Genomic DNA, 14,086 nt, shown 5'->3' with positions numbered 1-14,086 from the left:
GGCGGCGCTCAGGGGTTGTCGAGGGCGCGGGTGAGATGGCCGAGGATCATGTTCCAGCCGTCGCGGGTGGCGGTGGCGTAGTGGGCCCAGGCCGGGCGCATCTCATGCTCCAGCAGCAGTTCGCAGCCCTCGCCCAGGGGGGTGAAGCTGAGGCTGATGCGGTCGCGTGAAGGGTCGTCGCGGTCGATGCCGAAGGTGAACACCAGGCGCGTCGGCCGCTCGATCTCCAGGTACTCGCCCAGGTGCTCGGCATCCTCCTCGCCGCGCCGCTCGATGATGCAGTAGCGGCCTTCGACCCGGGCGTCGATGTCCACCACGCGCATCTCGCCGTCCGCCGTGGCGAACAGGAAGCGCGAGGCGATCGCCGGGTCGAGCCAGGCGTCGAACACCTGCTCGGCGCTCTGGCGGAAGCGCCGCATGACGCTGATGGTGGTGGGGGCCGCTTCGGTCATCGGGTGGCTCCTGGGCCATGGATTGCTGTGTTGGACCGCCTCAGGCGCCGATCTTCTTCCTCACCATGCGCAGAAGCTTCTCGCCGACCCGCTCGATGCCCTTGTTCTGCGAGACGATCTGCGCGCCCTCCATCAGGTAGGTCAATTCCTCGGCCACGTCTTGCGCCTCGGCCAGGCCGGCCTCGACGCAGAGCGCGGCGAGGCGGCGGAACTGCGCCTGCTTGTGCGCCTCGATCAGCACCCGGGCGGGGTGCTGGTCGTCGGGTATCTCGGCGATCACGTTGGTGAACGAGCAACCCCGGTACGAAGAGGTGGACAGATCGTCGGCGATGAACTGGGCGAAGCCTAGCAGCTGCGCCCGGGCGTCGCCGGGGTGGGCCTGCGCCAGGCGCTCGAAGATGTCGCGGTACTGCTCGATGTGCAGGCGGATCCACTCCAGCACCAGGGCATCCTTGGATTCGAAGTGACGGTACAGGGTCATCTTGGTGGACTCGGCCTTGGCCGCGATGGCGTCCACCGTGACGCGGGTGATCCCCTCGTTGAAAAACAGCTCCTGCGCGGCATCGATGATGCGTTCGCGAGGGGGCAGGCGCATGACGCGCTCGGGTCGCATGGCGTTCTCCGCTTGACGGGCGATACTGATGAGTATCACTGTATACCGAGCAGTATCGCTCGATACTGAATGGTATCAATCATACCTGCTTCAGCTGGCAGGTGAACCTGGAGAGCCTCATGAATCTGTCTGAATACGCCGCTCAGGATGCACTCGGCCTGGCCGCGCTCATCGCCCGCCGCGAGGTGACCGCCGCCGAGGTCAGGGACGCCGCGTTGGCGGCTTTCGCGGCGCTCAACCCCGCGATCAACGCGCTGGTCGAGCACTGGGACGACGAGCCGGCACCCGCTGCCGGGCCGCTGCACGGCGTGCCGTTCCTGATCAAGGACGTGGGCGTGGCCATGGCCGGGCGCCGCAACGAGCTGGGCAGCCGCCTGGCCGAGGGGCTGGTGAGCCCGGCTGATTCCAACCTGATGCAGCGCTTCCGCCAGGCCGGCCTGGTGACCCTAGGCCGCACCACGGTGCCGGAGCTGGCCGCCAGCACCGCCACCGAATCCCTGGCCAACGGCCCCACCCGCAACCCCTGGAACCCGCAGCACGGTGCCGGCGGCTCCAGCGGTGGCGCCGCCGCTGCCGTGGCGGCCGGCCTGGTGCCGGTGGCCCATGCCACCGATGGCGGCGGTTCGATCCGCGTGCCGGCGTCGGTCACCGGCCTGTTCGGCCTCAAGCCCAGCCGCGGGCGCGTGTCCATCGGCCCGGCGCTGGACGAGGTGTGGAGCGGGCTGGCGGTGCAGGGCGTGCTCAGCCGCTCGGTGCGCGACAGCGCGGCGCTGCTGGACGCCATCCAGGGCCACGCCACGGGCGACCCGTATCGCATCCCCGCGCCCGTGCGGCCCTACCTGGAGGAAGCCGGACGCGAACCCGGCCCGCTGAAGATCGGCCTGCTGCTGCACCCGCTCGACGGTGGACGCAGTGCGGCGTCCATCGTCCAGGCGACGGAAGGGCTTGCCCGGCAGCTGCAGGAAATGGGGCACCGGGTCGAGGCGGTGCAGCCGGATATCGGTTTGAGCTGGGAGGCCTTCGTCGAACTCAATGCGCGCTTCTGGGCCGCCAACACCGCCGACTGGATCGACGCCCTGGCAGCGCAGACCGGCCGGCCCATCGACGCCAGCACCCTGGAGCCGGCCAGTCTGGCCCTCCATGAGCTGGGCCGGGGCCTCAGCGCTATCGACCTGCTCGGTGCCATGCACATGCGCAACACCGTGGCCCGGCGCATGGGCGAATTCTTCACCCGCTTCGACCTGCTGCTGAGCCCGACCCTGCCGCACCTGGCGCCGCCCATCGGCGAATACAACCGGGGCCAGGAGACGCTGGACGGCCGCGGCTGGATGCAGCGGGTGTTCCAGCAATCGCCCTTCACCGCCCTGGCCAACGTCACCGGTGCCCCCTCCATGTCCGTGCCCCTGGCCCAGGACGCGACCAGCGGGCTGCCCATCGGCCTGCAGTTCAGCGCCGACTGCGGCCGCGAAGACCTGCTGCTGCGCCTCGCCGGGCAACTGGAACGCGCACTGCCCTGGGCCAACCGCCGGCCGCCGATCTGGGTGGGGCGCCAGGCCTGAGGCGCGCTAGGCCCCAGCCTCCACCAGCAACCGCGCCCGCGCCTGGCCGTCGGGGCTGACCTCCAGCCCCAGGCTGGCGACCCGGGCGCCGGCTTGCTGCAACTGCCGCAGCCAGCCGATCAGGTCATCCAGCGCCCCCTCCAGGCCGAGGTTGATGCGCCCGGCGCCTTCATGGTCCATGCGCTCGATGTTCAGCCGCGCCTCGGCGCTGGTGCGTGCCAGCAGGCCGGGGAGGGCCTCGGCGGTCAGCGTCGCTTGCGGGCGCGCAGCCGGCAGACGGGCCAGGTCGGCCTGCAGGGCCAGGGCCTGCTGGTAGTCCTGCTCAGCCTGGTGCAGGGCCTGGCGCTGGGGCTGCAACAGCAGCGTCCAGGCCAGCACCGGGCCGAGGAACAGGCCCAGCAGGAGCAGCGCCCGACGCTCACGGGCGGGCAGCTGGCGCCAGCGGTTTTGCAGGGAGGAGAGCGGGTTCATCAGCGGGGTTCCTTGGTTTGGCGGGTGCCGGTTGCGGGGTTCATTCGGCGATGCGCAGGCGCGTGCTCACGCCTTGGGCGCTGCGCACGCTGGAGTCGGCCTGCACCTCCAGGCCCTGGCTGGCGAGGCCTTCGCGCAGGCGTTCGATATCGGCGAAGGAGCCGGCTTCCACGCGCAAGGTCCAGCCTTCGCCAGCCTGGTAATCGAGGCGCTGCACCCGGGCCAGGCTGCCGCCACCGGCACTCCAGCTATTGGCCAGGCTTTCCAGGCTGTTGGCCAGGCCCTGGGCTGGGCGCTGCGCCGTAACCAGCCGCGCCTGCACCTGGCGGCCCAGGTCGACCACCCGACGCTCCTCCGGGAAACGCCGCTGCCACTCGTCGAGGTTGGCCTGTTGCAGCACAGCGCTGCCCTGTTCCAGCCAGTGGCGATGCAGCAGGTCCTGGGCCAGCTGGCCCCCCCCGGCGAGAACGGCGACCAGCGCCAGGACGCCGACGGGCACGCGCTTGCCGTTCCGTTGGGCGAATTCGCCTTGGCGCAGGTCGATGGCCCGTTGCGCGCCTTCCACCAGCAGCGGCCAGGGGGACTCCTCGCGGCGTATGAGCCCTTCCGGCAGCAGCTCCGCGAGGGCGTCCCATTGCGCGTCGGGCAGCGCCGCACACTGGCCTGCTCCGCCGCCCAGCAACCAGCGGCCCGCACAGTGCAGGGCATGGGGCTCGCCCGCTGGCAGGCAGTCGGCATCGAGGTGGATGCGGCTGGGCACCAGGCCGTGCTGGGCGAGCCGGGCCAGGCACCCCTGCAGCCAGGCACGGTCCAGTGCGATCACCCGGCAGCGTCGCCCGTCCAGCAGGGGGCCCCGGGCCAGGTGCAGGTTGTCGATGTCATCCAGCAGGCGCTCCTCCAGGGCGGAGCGCAGCGCCTGGCGCAGCCAGCGGCCGCTGCGGGCCGGCACCTCCACTTCATGGGTGCTGGCGGCTTCGGCGGGCAGCAGCAGGGTCAGCCGCTGGCCGGCCAGCGCCGTGGCCGCCTGGTGGAGGTCGCCCTGTTCGGGGGCGTGGGCGTCCAGCCACCAGGTCAGGGGGCTGTCGTCATGGGGAGTGGCGAGGTGGAGCCAGGCGTGCACGGGGGTTACTCCGGGTGTGAAAGGTCGGGCGCCAGCAGTTGCCGGCGCAGGACGTTGATACGGCCATCGCGCTCCAGGCGCAGGTCACTGGCGAGGTACAGCTGCCGCTCGCCCAGGCGCACCTGCAGGTGGGCGCGGAAATGCCGGCTGTCGACGCCCAGCTCCCGGCTGCTCACCTCGCGGCCGTGCAGCAGCGGCTGCTCCATGAAGGCCTGCACGCTGGCATAGCCCTGGGGCGGTCGTGCCTGCACCAGGGTGCGAGCGATGGCCGGGTCGAGGCCTTCGAGGCTGGCCAGCACCTCGGCGGATGCGGTGTTGAGGTTGAGCGCTACGCCGCCGAGGGTGGCGACATGCGGCCGCAGGCGTTGCAGGCCGGCTGCGTCCAGTTGCTCCAGGCGGGCCAGTTCGCTGCTGTCGGCGAAGGGCTGCGGCTTGCCGTCGGCGCCGGGCCGTTGCGGCAGCAGCGCCGGGTCGTGGTGGGGCAGGCCGAGGTTGGCCAGCAGGCGCTGGTAGCGTGCACGGGCCAGGCGGCTGGCGCTGCGCTGGGTGTCGAGGTCGAAACGCCCGGCCAGGTCTTCGATGCGGATGTGGATCTGCCCGCCATCGATGTCGAACAGATTGCCGTTCCGGGCCCAACCCTGGCCCAGGTGCACCCGCAGCGGCTCCTCGCGCGTGGCGAGGTCATCGTGCAGCTGCTGGCGGGCCCAGGCCTCGCCGCTCAGGGCCAGTTGCCAGAGCTGTTGCTGCTGCAACTGGTTGGCGCTGCTGGCCAGGCTCAGGCGCTGACGGGCGAGCATGTCGCTGATGATCAGGGTGACCAGCGCCGTGACCAGCAGCACGCTGATCAGCGCCACGCCGCGTTGGCGGTGCCGTTCACTCATGGTCCGGCACCTTCAGGCCCGGCAGCAGGATGACCCGGCGCAGCCCCGGGTAGCCCGGCGCGTTCAGCTCGATCTCCAGCGCCCGGGGCAGGTTCAGCGCGCCGCCGCCTGCCGGCCAGGCGTCCGTGGGCTGGCCGCGGTCATCGATGTAGCGCAGCCGGGTCAGTTCCACGCCTTCCAGCAGGCGCTGGCTGTGCTCCGCGCCGTCGTCGCCCCGGTAGGCCCGCAGCCACTGGCCCTGTTCCCAGCGGTGCTCGACCCACATCACCTCGCTGCGGCGCTGCTGCAAAGGGTTGGCCCAGCCGCCGCGCATCAGCCGCAGCTGGTGGTCGCGGCCGATCAGCGCCTGGCGTCGGCTCGGGTCATCGGGCAGGGCGGCGGGGAGGGCCTGCCACAGGTCGCGCTGGAAGATGTCCAGCGCGCGCTGCAACTGGCGCAGCTGCTGCTCGTGCTGCTGGATGCGCCGCTCGCTGTGCAGCACCCGCTCCAGCAACTGGTAACTGGCCAGGCCGAGCAGGGCGAACAGGGCGATGGCGATCAGCACTTCCAGGAGGGTGAAGCCGCGCTCGTTCATCGCGGCGCCTCGATGAAGCCGCTGAGCAGCGCGCGGGTCAGCGGTGGGTCGTTGGGCACCGCCACGTCCACCTTTACCTCCAGCAGGCGCGGGTCGGGGGCGGCGCTGATCTCGGTGCCCAGCAGCCATTGGCGGCCGGCGAAGGCGATGCGCTCCTGGCGGTAGCCGCGTTGTGGCTCGCGCACGCCCGCGCGCAGTTCGTTGAGGCGGTTGTCCGCCAGCCACTGGGCCAGGCTGCGCTCGGTGAGCCCGGCGTTGTTGCCGGCGATATGCCCGGCGGCGCTGTACAGCGCCACGGAGAGGGTGGCGAAGATGGCCAGGGCGACCATCACCTCCAGCAGGGTGAAGCCCTCACAGCGTTTCAATGCGCACCTCTTCCAGGCCATCGCTGGCCAGGGTCAGCAGCGGCTTGCCGCGCAGCTCCAGGTACAGGGTGAAGGGCGAGATTTCATCGCTGGAGAGCACCAGCAACTGCGGCGCGGTGCCCCCGGGTGCATTGCCCAGCTGCGCGGCATCCTCGGCGGCTTCCATGCGCAAGCGCAGGGGCTCGGCCAGGTGCTGCGGGCGGTAACCGGGAGCGGGCGCCCAGCGGCCGTCGGGCTCCAGGCGCTGCACGGCGTAGCCGTCGGCGTCCACGCGCAGGCCGAACTGCCGCTGGGCGAGCAGCGCATCCTCGCGCAGCAGGGCGATCAGCACGCGCAGGCGCTCGGCCTCGCGGCGTGCCTGCTGGCCGCCGTGGTCGCCCTGGGCCAGGCCGGCCAATCCCGCCACCAGGCCGATCAGCAGGATGACCACGAGGATCTCCAGCAGGGTGAAGCCCCGCGCGCGGTTCATGGGTGGGCTCCGGTGTGGGCGGCATCGCGAATGAATTCGCTCCCACAGTTCCGCGAGGGAGTCACCTCTCTTCGTAGGATGGGTAGAGCGGAGCGAAACCCATGCTGCCGAGGTGATGGGTTTCGCAGGGCTCTACCCATCCTACGAGGGGCGTTTTTGCGCGGGGGCATTTCAGCGATCCCAGTTGCCGATGTCGGCGTTGAGGCCATCGCCGCCGGCGCGGCCGTCGGCGCCGAAGGAGAACAGGTCGTAGGCGTTGCCCTGGCTGCCGGGGGTGATGAACTGGTAGGGGTTGCCCCAGGGGTCCACGGGCAGGCGCTTGAGGTAGCCGTCGGGGTTCCAGTTGCGCGCCGGCGGGCTGCCGCTGGGTTTGCTCACCAGCGCGTCGAGGCCTTGCTGGGTGCCGGGGTAGCCGTGGTTGTCGAGCTTGTAGATGTCCAGGGCCATGGCGATGGCGTTGATGTCGGCGCGCGCGGCGGTGACCTTGGCTTGGTCGGGGCGGCTCATGATCTGCGGCACCACCAGGGCGGCGAGCACGCCGAGGATGACGACCACTACCATGATCTCGATAAGGGTGAAGCCTGCTTGGCTGCGTTTGCTGTGCATGGGGAGTCCTGCCGTTCAGGCGATGAGTTGGTTGAGGCTGAGGATGGGCATGAGGATCGCCAGCACGATCACCAGCACGCTGGCGCCCATGAACACGAGCATCGCCGGCTCGAACAGGCCCACCAGCATGGCGATGCGGGTAGCCAGTTGCGCTTCCTGCTGGCGCGCGGCGCGGTCGAGCATGGCGTCCAGTTCGCCGGAGCGTTCACCGCTGGCGATCATGTAAAGCATCATCGGCGGGAAGTGGCCGCTGCGTTCCAGGGCCCGTGTCAGCGGGCCACCTTCGCGCACGGCGCGGGCGACGTCTTTCAGACCGGTCCGAATCTGCCCGTTGGCCACCACTTCGGCGGCGATCTCCAGGGCATCCACCAGGGGCACGCCGCTGCGCCCGAGGATCGCCAGGGTGCTGGTGAAGCGCGTGCAGTCGCTGGCCCGCACCAGGCGCCCGAGCAGCGGCAGGCGCAGCAGCAAACGGTGCCAGGCGAGCCGCGTGGCGGGCCTGCGCAGGGCTAGGCGCAAGGCGCAGATGCCCCCGGCGCTGGTCAGCAGCAAGGCCAGGCCGTGGTGTTGCAACAGTTCGCTGGCGGCGATCAGGCCGCGGGTCAGCGCGGGCAGCTCCTGGCCGCTGTCGATGAACACCTTGACCACGTCCGGCACCACGAAACCCAGCAGGAAGCCGACGATGCCGAAGGCGGCCAGCAGCAGGATGCTCGGGTAGAGCAGGGCCAGTTGCACCTGCTGGCGCGCAGCCTGGCGCGATTCGGTGTAGTCGGCCAGTTGCAGCAGCACCTGGCCGAGGTGCCCGGCGCGCTCGCCGGCTGCCACGGTGGCGCGGTACAGCGGCGGGAAGGCGCGGGGGAAGCCGGCCATCGCCTGGGCCAGGCCGTGGCCTTCCAGCACCCGTGCGCGGATGGCCAGCACCATGGCCTGCTGGCTGCGCTTTTCCGACTGCGCGGCGACGGCGGCGAGCACTTCCTCCAGGGGCAGGGCGGCCTGCACCAGGGTGGCCAGCTGGCGGGTCAGCAGGGCCAGTTCGGCGGCGCCCAGGCCACGCCCGGACGGCTTGCCACCGGCGCTGCGGCTGCCCTTGGCCAGGCGCAGGCGCAGCGGCACCAGCTGGCGTTCACGCAGCAGCTGGCGGGCCTGGCGTTCGCTGTCGGCTTCCTGCACGCCGCGCTGCTTGCCGCCGCCTGCATCCATGGCGAGGTATTCGTAGGCCGCCATCTCAATCCTCCCGAGTCACGCGCAGCAGCTCTTCGAGGCTGGTGACGCCGGCCAGGACCTTGTCCCGGCCGTCGGCGAACAGGCTCGGCCCGTGCTGGCGGGCATGGCGTGCCAGGTCGGCCTCGCCGCTGCCCTGGTGGATCAGCTGGCGCAAGGTTTCGTCCAGCAGCACCAGTTCGTAGAGGCCCTGGCGGCCCCGGTAGCCGCTGTGCTGGCAGGCCGGGCAACCGCTCGGCTGCCACAGCCGGGGCGCGGCGTCCGGGGCCAGGCCCAGCTGGGCGCAGGCAGCGGCGTCGGCGCGGGTTTCGACCTTGCAATGGGGGCAGAGCACGCGCACCAGGCGCTGGGCCAGCACGCCGAGCAGCGAGGTGCAGAGCAGGAAGGGTTCGACGCCCATGTCCACCAGGCGGGTGACCGCACCCACGGCGCTGTTGGTGTGCAGGGTGGAGATCACCAGGTGCCCGGTGAGGGAAGCCTGCACGGCGATCTCGGCGGTTTCGCGGTCGCGGATCTCGCCCACCATCACCACGTCCGGGTCCTGGCGGAGGATGGCGCGCAGGCCCCGGGCGAAGGTCATGTCGACCTTGGTGTTGACCTGGGTCTGGCCGATGCCGGGCAGGTGGTATTCCACCGGGTCTTCGATGGTGAGGATATTGCGCGACTCGCTGTTGAGGCTGGAAAGCCCGGCGTACAGCGTGGTGGTCTTGCCCGAGCCGGTGGGGCCGGTGACCAGGAGGATGCCGTGGGGCCGCGCCAGGGCGCCTTCGAGGCGCGTGCGGGTGGCGGCGTCCATACCCAGGCGGGCAAGGTCGAGGCGCCCGGCCTGTTTGTCCAGCAGGCGCATCACCACCCGCTCGCCGTGGGCCGAGGGCAGGGTGGAGACGCGCACATCCACCTCGTGGCCGGCGATGCGCAAGGCGATGCGGCCGTCCTGGGGGATGCGCTTCTCGGCGATGTCCAGCCGCGCCATGACCTTGATCCGCGACACCAGCAGCCCGGCCAGCTCGCGCCGTGGGCGGAGGATTTCACGCAGCAGGCCGTCCACGCGCATGCGCACCGAAAGGTGCTGCTCGAAGGTCTCCAGGTGGATGTCCGAGGCATGGGCCTTCACCGCCTCGCCGAGGATGGCGTTGATCAGGCGGATGATCGGCGCGTCGTCTTCCTGGTCCATCAGGTCGGTGGTCTGCGGCAGGTGCTCGGCCAGGCTGGCGAGGTCGTCGTCGCCGGCCATCTGCTCGCCCAGGCCGGCGGCCACCTGCTGGGCGTCGCCCTGGCCGTCCCGATAGTGCAGGGCCAGGCGTTCGGCGAAGGCGTCCTGGCCGAGCACCCGGCAGCGCGCCGGCTCGCCGTGCAGGCGGCGCACCTCGGTGAGGATGGCCAGGTGCGTGTCGGCGCGGCACAGCAGTTCGCCGTCGTCCAGCAGCACCCCGTGGCGCCGGGCGTAGCTGAAGGGCAGGCGGGCCACGGCGCTCATCGGCGGGCCCCGTCGCGCAGGTCGATGGCCGGCTCGGCGGTGGGGTCGAACAGCTGGCGCGGCGCGCTGGGCAGCAGCAGGCGGTTGGCCGCCGGGTCGTTGCTGCGCAACTGGCGCAGGTCTTCGTACTTGCGCTGGCCGAGGCGTTCGGCGGCTTCGCTGCTGCGCAACAGGGTGGGGCGCAGGAACACCATCAGGTTGGTCTTCTCCACCACGTCCTTGCTGGAGCGGAACAGCGCGCCCAGCAGCGGGATGTCGCCCAGCAGCGGCACCTTGCTGACCTGGGTCTTGACGTTGTCCTTGATCAGCCCGCCGATGACGATGATTTGCCCGTCGTCGGCGAGGATGGTGCTCTTCACCGCGCGTTTGTTGGTGATCACGTCGCTGGTGGAGATGCCCGCCGGCGCGGCCGCCAGCTCCGAGCTTTCCTGCTCGACCTTGAGTCGCAGGGTGTCGCCGTCGTTGATGTGCGGGGTGACCTTGAGGGTGATGCCGATGTCGCGGCGCTCCACCGTGGTGAAGGGGTTGGAGGCGCCGGCGCTGTCGGTGGTATAGGAGCCGGTCTGGAAGGGCACGTTCTGGCCGACGAGGATTTCCGCCGCCTCGTTGTCCAGGGTCAGCAGGCTGGGGGTGGAGAGCAGGTTGTTGTTGGAGTCGCTGGACAGGGCGCTGATCAGCGCACCGAAGTTGCGGCTGCCGATGCCGATCAGGGTGCCGTCCGGCAGCGTCGGGCGCTTGCCGTCCTCCAGGGCGTTGATCACCGAGCCGATGGCGATGCCGTTGCCGCCGAACTGCACGGCGCCGGCGATATCGCCGCCGCGACCGGCCCACTGCACGCCGAGGGCTTCGTTGATGTCGCCGCTGACTTCGACGATCGCCGCCTCCACCAGCACCTGGGCGCGGGGGCGGTCGAGCTGGGCGATGATGCCGTCGAGCATCGCCAGTTGCGCCGGCTCGGCCATCAGCACCAGGGCGTTCTGGCTCTCGTCGGCACTGATGAGAATGGAGCCGGCCTGGCCGTCCTTGCCGCCACGCCCCACTTCCAGGCGCTTGCCGATGCCGCTGAGCAGCTCGGCCAGGCGCTTGGCGTCGCTGTGGTGCAGGCGGACCACGCGGGTGCCGTCGCTGGCGTCACCGGGCGTGTCCAGGGCGCGGGCCAGGCGCGCCATCTGCGCGCGGGCCGGCTCCGGGCCGATGAGGATCAGGCGGTTGCTGCGGGCATCGGCCACCGCCTTGGCGCCCGGTGCGCCGCCATTGGCCTGGTTGACGCTCTCGCTCAGGGTGCTGGCCAGGTCGCTGGCCCAGGCGTGCTTCAGGCTCAGGGTGCTGAAGGCACGCTGGCCGGAGTCGTCCAGTTCGCGGACCACCTGGCGGATGCGCTCGACGTTGCTGGCGCTGTCGGTCACCACCAGGGCGTTGGCGGTGGTGGAGGGCGCGATATAGGCGTCGGTGGCCACCAGCGGACGCACCACGGCGGCCACTTCGGCGGCGCTGGCGTTGTGCAGCGGCAGCACCTGGGTGACCACGGCTTCACCGGCGCTGCCGTCGTGTTCGCTGGCGCGGGTCTTGGCGTCGGCCACCGGCACGATGAGCACGCGGTTGCCCTGATCCAGCGCGGCGAAGCCCTGGCTGCGCAGCACGCTGAGGAACAGCGCATAGATGCCGGCCTGGTCCATGGCGGCGGCCGATTGCACGGTGACCTTGCCGCTCATGCGTGGGTCCAGGACCATGGTCTTGCCGGTGATCGCACCGACTTCGCTGACCAGGTCGCGCAGGTCGGCGTCCTTCATGTTGAGGGTCCACTGGCGCTGCTCGTCCTTGGCAGCGTATGCGGCGAGGGGGCAGAGCAGGGTGCCGAGCATCAGCAGGGCGCGGGTGGTGCGGGTGAGGTTCATGGCGTCGTCTCGGGCGAGGGCGCTGGCGCGGCCAGGGGCACCAGCAGGGTTTCGGCGGCGCGGGCGAAGCCCAGGCGCTGTTCGCGGCCATTGCGCAGGATGAGCACGTGGTCGGCCTCCACGCTGCGCAGCAGGGCGCCACCGGGCAGGCGCTCGCCGGGGCGGTGGAAGGCGCTGCCGCCGGGGGAGGCGATCAGCGCGCGGGAATCTTCAGGGTGGTCGGCACGCAGGCTGGCGAGCAGCGTCAGGAGCATGCCGGGGTCTTCCTCGTGGGCGTCCTGCTGCGGCGGCATGGCGCCGAACATCAGGGCGATGGTGGTGGCATCCAGGCTCGGCGCTGGCATGGCCGTCGGCAGCGACGGTCGGGTCGGCGGTGCGTCGGCTTGGGCCCGCAGGGCCTGGTGGTAGTCGCCGCTGCCCAGGCCCAGCCAGGCCAGCCAGGCGCACAACAGCAGCGCAGCCAGGCCATGCAGGGCTTGGGGCGGCAGCGCGCGCGGCAGGGTGGGGATGAGCGTCATGGCGGCAGTTCCGTCGGGGACGGGAACGGCCCGGCGGCTCCTGGCCGTCGGGCGTTCCGGTTCATCGGGGTGGGGGCTCGGGCGATGGCCCGGCCACGGTCGGGTTACTTGCGATCCCAGGCCATGCCGGAGTGGGAACCCTTGCCCGGCTCGAACTGGTTCGAACCCGGGGTCCACTGCTTGCAGTAGCCGCTGGCGGGGAAGGGCTTGCACTCGTAGACGTTGCCGTCCTTGGCCAGCACGGTGGTGCCGGCCTTGTAGTCGGCCAGGCCGTCCGGGAAGACGAAGTCGTACTTGGCGTTGCCCGGGTTTTCGCCTTCGCCCGGGTTCTCGCCACCGTTACCCGGTTCGGCGATCAGGCTGAAGCTGTGGGTCTGCTGCAGCAGCTCGCCCTTCTTCGGCGTGGCCACGACCACCAGGTCGTGCTTGCCGGCTTCGGCCTTCAGCAGCGGGATGTGGAAGTGCGGAGTGTTGCCCGGTGCGGCTTCCTGGTGGGCGACGGTCTCACCCTTGGCGTTGAGCACGGTGGCCTTGACCTGGTATTCGCCACCCTGGGCGATGGCGTTGAAGTGCAGATCGGCCTGGCCGTTCTTGATCTCGTAGCTGCCCTTCAGGCCGGTGAGGTTCAGCGAGCCCGGCACGGTCGGCTGGTCCTTCTGCATCTCGACGCGCACGACCTTGCTGTCGGCCTTCACGTGGATGCCGTTACGGCCGTAGTTGGGCACGACGTCGCCGGTGGTGTTCAGCTCGCCCAGCTTGTAGCCGAGGTCGGCGGCGTTGACCTTCTGTGCCAGCAGGAAGGGCCAGTTGTTGGCCTGGGCCTGGTTGGCGTTCTCGATCTTCAGCGAAATGCTGTTGAGCTGCCCGGTCTTGGCGAAGGCGCGCAGGGTCACGGTGTCGCCGACGCTGAGGGGCTCGGGCTGCACGGCGCCGATCTGGTTCCATTCCGGTGCCGGCGGGGTGGTGCCGCCGTTGCCGGCGCCATCGTTGTCGATGTTGACGTCGACCGCCTGGTAGAAGGTGGCGTCGGTGTCGCCGATGCGCCAGGTGGCGAGGATCACATGGTAGCCACTGCGGTCAGCGGGAATGTTCAGGCGGTGGGTGCTGGAGCCTTGGGAAACCGGCTTGGCATGACCGCTGGTGGCGAAGTCTTCGTGCAGCAGCGGGGCGGCTTCGAAGGAGGCGCGGGTCAGCGGCTGGTTGGGGTTCCAGTCCTTCTTGGTGATGTAGAACTGCCAGTAGGCGGTGGCGTGGCCAGCGGTGTACTTCCAGCGGAATTCCTGCATGCCCGACTTGATGGTGGTCTTGTGCCAGCGGGTGGCGGTCTGCTCGTTCAGCGGGCTGTAGGAGTTGTGGCCACCGGCGGCGATGGTGCCATCGGCCGGGCCGCATTCACGGAAGGTGCCGCCGCACCACTTGCCGCCGAAGTGGTTCTGCGCGTCGGGGCGGTATTCCACGCTCTGCGGTTCCCACTGGATGGAGCCGCAATTGGCGTTGAGGTTGCCGCCGCCCATGCTGCACATCAGCGAGCGGGATTTCGGGCTCTCGATGTAGCCATGGGAAAAGGCTTGCTGGGATGCCAGGGTGGCGATGCCGACCGCGAGGGCCAGGGGCAGCTTGCGCAGGGTGCGCTTGGAAATGCTCATCGAAGTACCTTTCTGAGAGGGTGACGAAAATGGGCGCTCCGACACCGCCGCCTGCTGCGAGCAGGCCCGCCGCGACAGGTTGGCGGCGTTATCTGGAGCGGATTCAGGATGCCTCCGGGGAGGTTCCTGTCCCATCGGACGAGTCCGAGAATGGCGTTGTGAATACACGGGGGGGGCGCCGAGGCGATCGGGCTGCTTGAATCAAAGGTCGTCGAGGGC

At 70.4% G+C, this 14,086-nt stretch carries 15 protein-coding genes; 1 reads left to right on the top strand and 14 read right to left on the bottom strand.

What is annotated here, in order from left to right:
• Nucleotides 1–8: 8 nt before the first annotated feature.
• Complete coding sequence (locus tag RTW82_RS17805; RefSeq protein ID WP_316925878.1) at nt 9–452, bottom strand: SRPBCC domain-containing protein; 444 nt, start codon at nt 450–452, stop codon at nt 9–11.
• 40 nt (nt 453–492) lie between these two features.
• On the bottom strand, nt 493–1,065 hold the full coding sequence (locus RTW82_RS17800) for a TetR/AcrR family transcriptional regulator (protein WP_316925877.1): 573 nt from the start codon (nt 1,063–1,065) through the stop codon (nt 493–495).
• A gap of 119 nt (nt 1,066–1,184) precedes the next feature.
• Here RTW82_RS17800 and RTW82_RS17795 point away from each other — a divergent pair, with 119 nt between their 5' ends.
• Nucleotides 1,185–2,624 (top strand): amidase, encoded by a 1,440-nt coding sequence (locus tag RTW82_RS17795; RefSeq protein ID WP_316925876.1) that lies wholly within the window; start codon nt 1,185–1,187, stop codon nt 2,622–2,624.
• Nucleotides 2,625–2,630: 6 nt separating this feature from the next.
• On the opposite strand, the gene gspM is transcribed toward RTW82_RS17795, so the two are convergent.
• The 12 genes from gspM to gbpA form a co-directional block, all read right to left on the bottom strand.
• Nucleotides 2,631–3,095, bottom strand: coding sequence for a type II secretion system protein GspM (gspM, locus tag RTW82_RS17790; RefSeq protein WP_316925875.1), 465 nt, complete (start codon nt 3,093–3,095; stop codon nt 2,631–2,633).
• A gap of 40 nt (nt 3,096–3,135) precedes the next feature.
• Nucleotides 3,136–4,215, bottom strand: coding sequence for a type II secretion system protein GspL (gspL, locus tag RTW82_RS17785; protein ID WP_316925874.1), 1,080 nt, complete (start codon nt 4,213–4,215; stop codon nt 3,136–3,138).
• Nucleotides 4,216–4,220: 5 nt separating this feature from the next.
• The gene (gspK, locus tag RTW82_RS17780) at nt 4,221–5,096 is read right to left on the bottom strand and encodes a type II secretion system minor pseudopilin GspK (protein WP_316925873.1); all 876 of its coding nucleotides are present in this window, start codon (nt 5,094–5,096) and stop codon (nt 4,221–4,223) included.
• Nucleotides 5,089–5,670 carry a type II secretion system minor pseudopilin GspJ gene (gspJ, locus tag RTW82_RS17775; protein WP_316925872.1) on the bottom strand — a complete coding sequence of 194 codons (582 nt, stop codon included), beginning with the start codon at nt 5,668–5,670 and terminating at the stop codon, nt 5,089–5,091. Before gspJ ends, gspK begins: the two co-directional genes overlap by 8 nt.
• Nucleotides 5,667–6,035 (bottom strand): type II secretion system minor pseudopilin GspI, encoded by a 369-nt coding sequence (gene gspI / locus RTW82_RS17770; RefSeq protein ID WP_410478814.1) that lies wholly within the window; start codon nt 6,033–6,035, stop codon nt 5,667–5,669. Before gspI ends, gspJ begins: the two co-directional genes overlap by 4 nt.
• The gene (gspH, locus tag RTW82_RS17765; RefSeq protein WP_184491727.1) at nt 6,022–6,504 is read right to left on the bottom strand and encodes a type II secretion system minor pseudopilin GspH; all 483 of its coding nucleotides are present in this window, start codon (nt 6,502–6,504) and stop codon (nt 6,022–6,024) included. Before gspH ends, gspI begins: the two co-directional genes overlap by 14 nt.
• Nucleotides 6,505–6,675: 171 nt before the next feature.
• Nucleotides 6,676–7,110, bottom strand: coding sequence for a type II secretion system major pseudopilin GspG (gene gspG, locus RTW82_RS17760; RefSeq protein ID WP_043247302.1), 435 nt, complete (start codon nt 7,108–7,110; stop codon nt 6,676–6,678).
• 15 nt (nt 7,111–7,125) lie between these two features.
• Entirely contained in the window at nt 7,126–8,334 is a 1,209-nt protein-coding gene (gene gspF, locus RTW82_RS17755) for a type II secretion system inner membrane protein GspF (protein ID WP_316925870.1), read from the bottom strand.
• A gap of 1 nt (nt 8,335) precedes the next feature.
• The gene (gspE, locus tag RTW82_RS17750; protein WP_184491721.1) at nt 8,336–9,808 is read right to left on the bottom strand and encodes a type II secretion system ATPase GspE; all 1,473 of its coding nucleotides are present in this window, start codon (nt 9,806–9,808) and stop codon (nt 8,336–8,338) included.
• Nucleotides 9,805–11,703, bottom strand: coding sequence for a type II secretion system secretin GspD (gene gspD / locus RTW82_RS17745; RefSeq protein ID WP_316925869.1), 1,899 nt, complete (start codon nt 11,701–11,703; stop codon nt 9,805–9,807). Before gspD ends, gspE begins: the two co-directional genes overlap by 4 nt.
• The gene (locus RTW82_RS17740; RefSeq protein WP_316925868.1) at nt 11,700–12,221 is read right to left on the bottom strand and encodes a type II secretion system protein N; all 522 of its coding nucleotides are present in this window, start codon (nt 12,219–12,221) and stop codon (nt 11,700–11,702) included. The genes gspD and RTW82_RS17740 overlap by 4 nt, the downstream gene beginning before the upstream one ends.
• Nucleotides 12,222–12,325: 104 nt before the next feature.
• A complete protein-coding gene (gene gbpA, locus RTW82_RS17735) occupies nt 12,326–13,867 on the bottom strand; it encodes an N-acetylglucosamine-binding protein GbpA (protein ID WP_316925867.1) in 1,542 nt (513 codons plus the stop codon).
• Nucleotides 13,868–14,086: the final 219 nt, after the last annotated feature.

The sequence above is a fragment of the Pseudomonas sp. zfem005 genome, assembly GCF_032621735.1.
In the GTDB taxonomy this organism is placed as follows: domain Bacteria; phylum Pseudomonadota; class Gammaproteobacteria; order Pseudomonadales; family Pseudomonadaceae; genus Metapseudomonas; species Metapseudomonas solani.
Note: the sequence above shows the minus strand (reverse complement) of the source record. Positions and strands in the feature narration are given on the sequence as shown.

Bases quoted from the DNA above. Each gene is read 5' to 3' on its own strand.
- gspJ (WP_316925872.1), bottom strand. From the start codon at position 5,670: ATGAACGAGCGCGGCTTCACCCTCCTGGAAGTGCTGATCGCCATCGCC.
- gspG (WP_043247302.1), bottom strand. From the start codon at position 7,110: ATGCACAGCAAACGCAGCCAAGCAGGCTTCACCCTTATCGAGATCATG.
- gspH (WP_184491727.1), bottom strand. From the start codon at position 6,504: ATGAACCGCGCGCGGGGCTTCACCCTGCTGGAGATCCTCGTGGTCATC.
- gspD (WP_316925869.1), bottom strand. From the start codon at position 11,703: ATGAACCTCACCCGCACCACCCGCGCCCTGCTGATGCTCGGCACCCTG.
- gspF (WP_316925870.1), bottom strand. From the start codon at position 8,334: ATGGCGGCCTACGAATACCTCGCCATGGATGCAGGCGGCGGCAAGCAG.
- gspE (WP_184491721.1), bottom strand. From the start codon at position 9,808: ATGAGCGCCGTGGCCCGCCTGCCCTTCAGCTACGCCCGGCGCCACGGG.
- gspM (WP_316925875.1), bottom strand. From the start codon at position 3,095: ATGAACCCGCTCTCCTCCCTGCAAAACCGCTGGCGCCAGCTGCCCGCC.
- RTW82_RS17740 (WP_316925868.1), bottom strand. From the start codon at position 12,221: ATGACGCTCATCCCCACCCTGCCGCGCGCGCTGCCGCCCCAAGCCCTG.
- gspK (WP_316925873.1), bottom strand. From the start codon at position 5,096: ATGAGTGAACGGCACCGCCAACGCGGCGTGGCGCTGATCAGCGTGCTG.
- RTW82_RS17805 (WP_316925878.1), bottom strand. From the start codon at position 452: ATGACCGAAGCGGCCCCCACCACCATCAGCGTCATGCGGCGCTTCCGC.
- gbpA (WP_316925867.1), bottom strand. From the start codon at position 13,867: ATGAGCATTTCCAAGCGCACCCTGCGCAAGCTGCCCCTGGCCCTCGCG.
- RTW82_RS17795 (WP_316925876.1), top strand. From the start codon at position 1,185: ATGAATCTGTCTGAATACGCCGCTCAGGATGCACTCGGCCTGGCCGCG.
- RTW82_RS17800 (WP_316925877.1), bottom strand. From the start codon at position 1,065: ATGCGACCCGAGCGCGTCATGCGCCTGCCCCCTCGCGAACGCATCATC.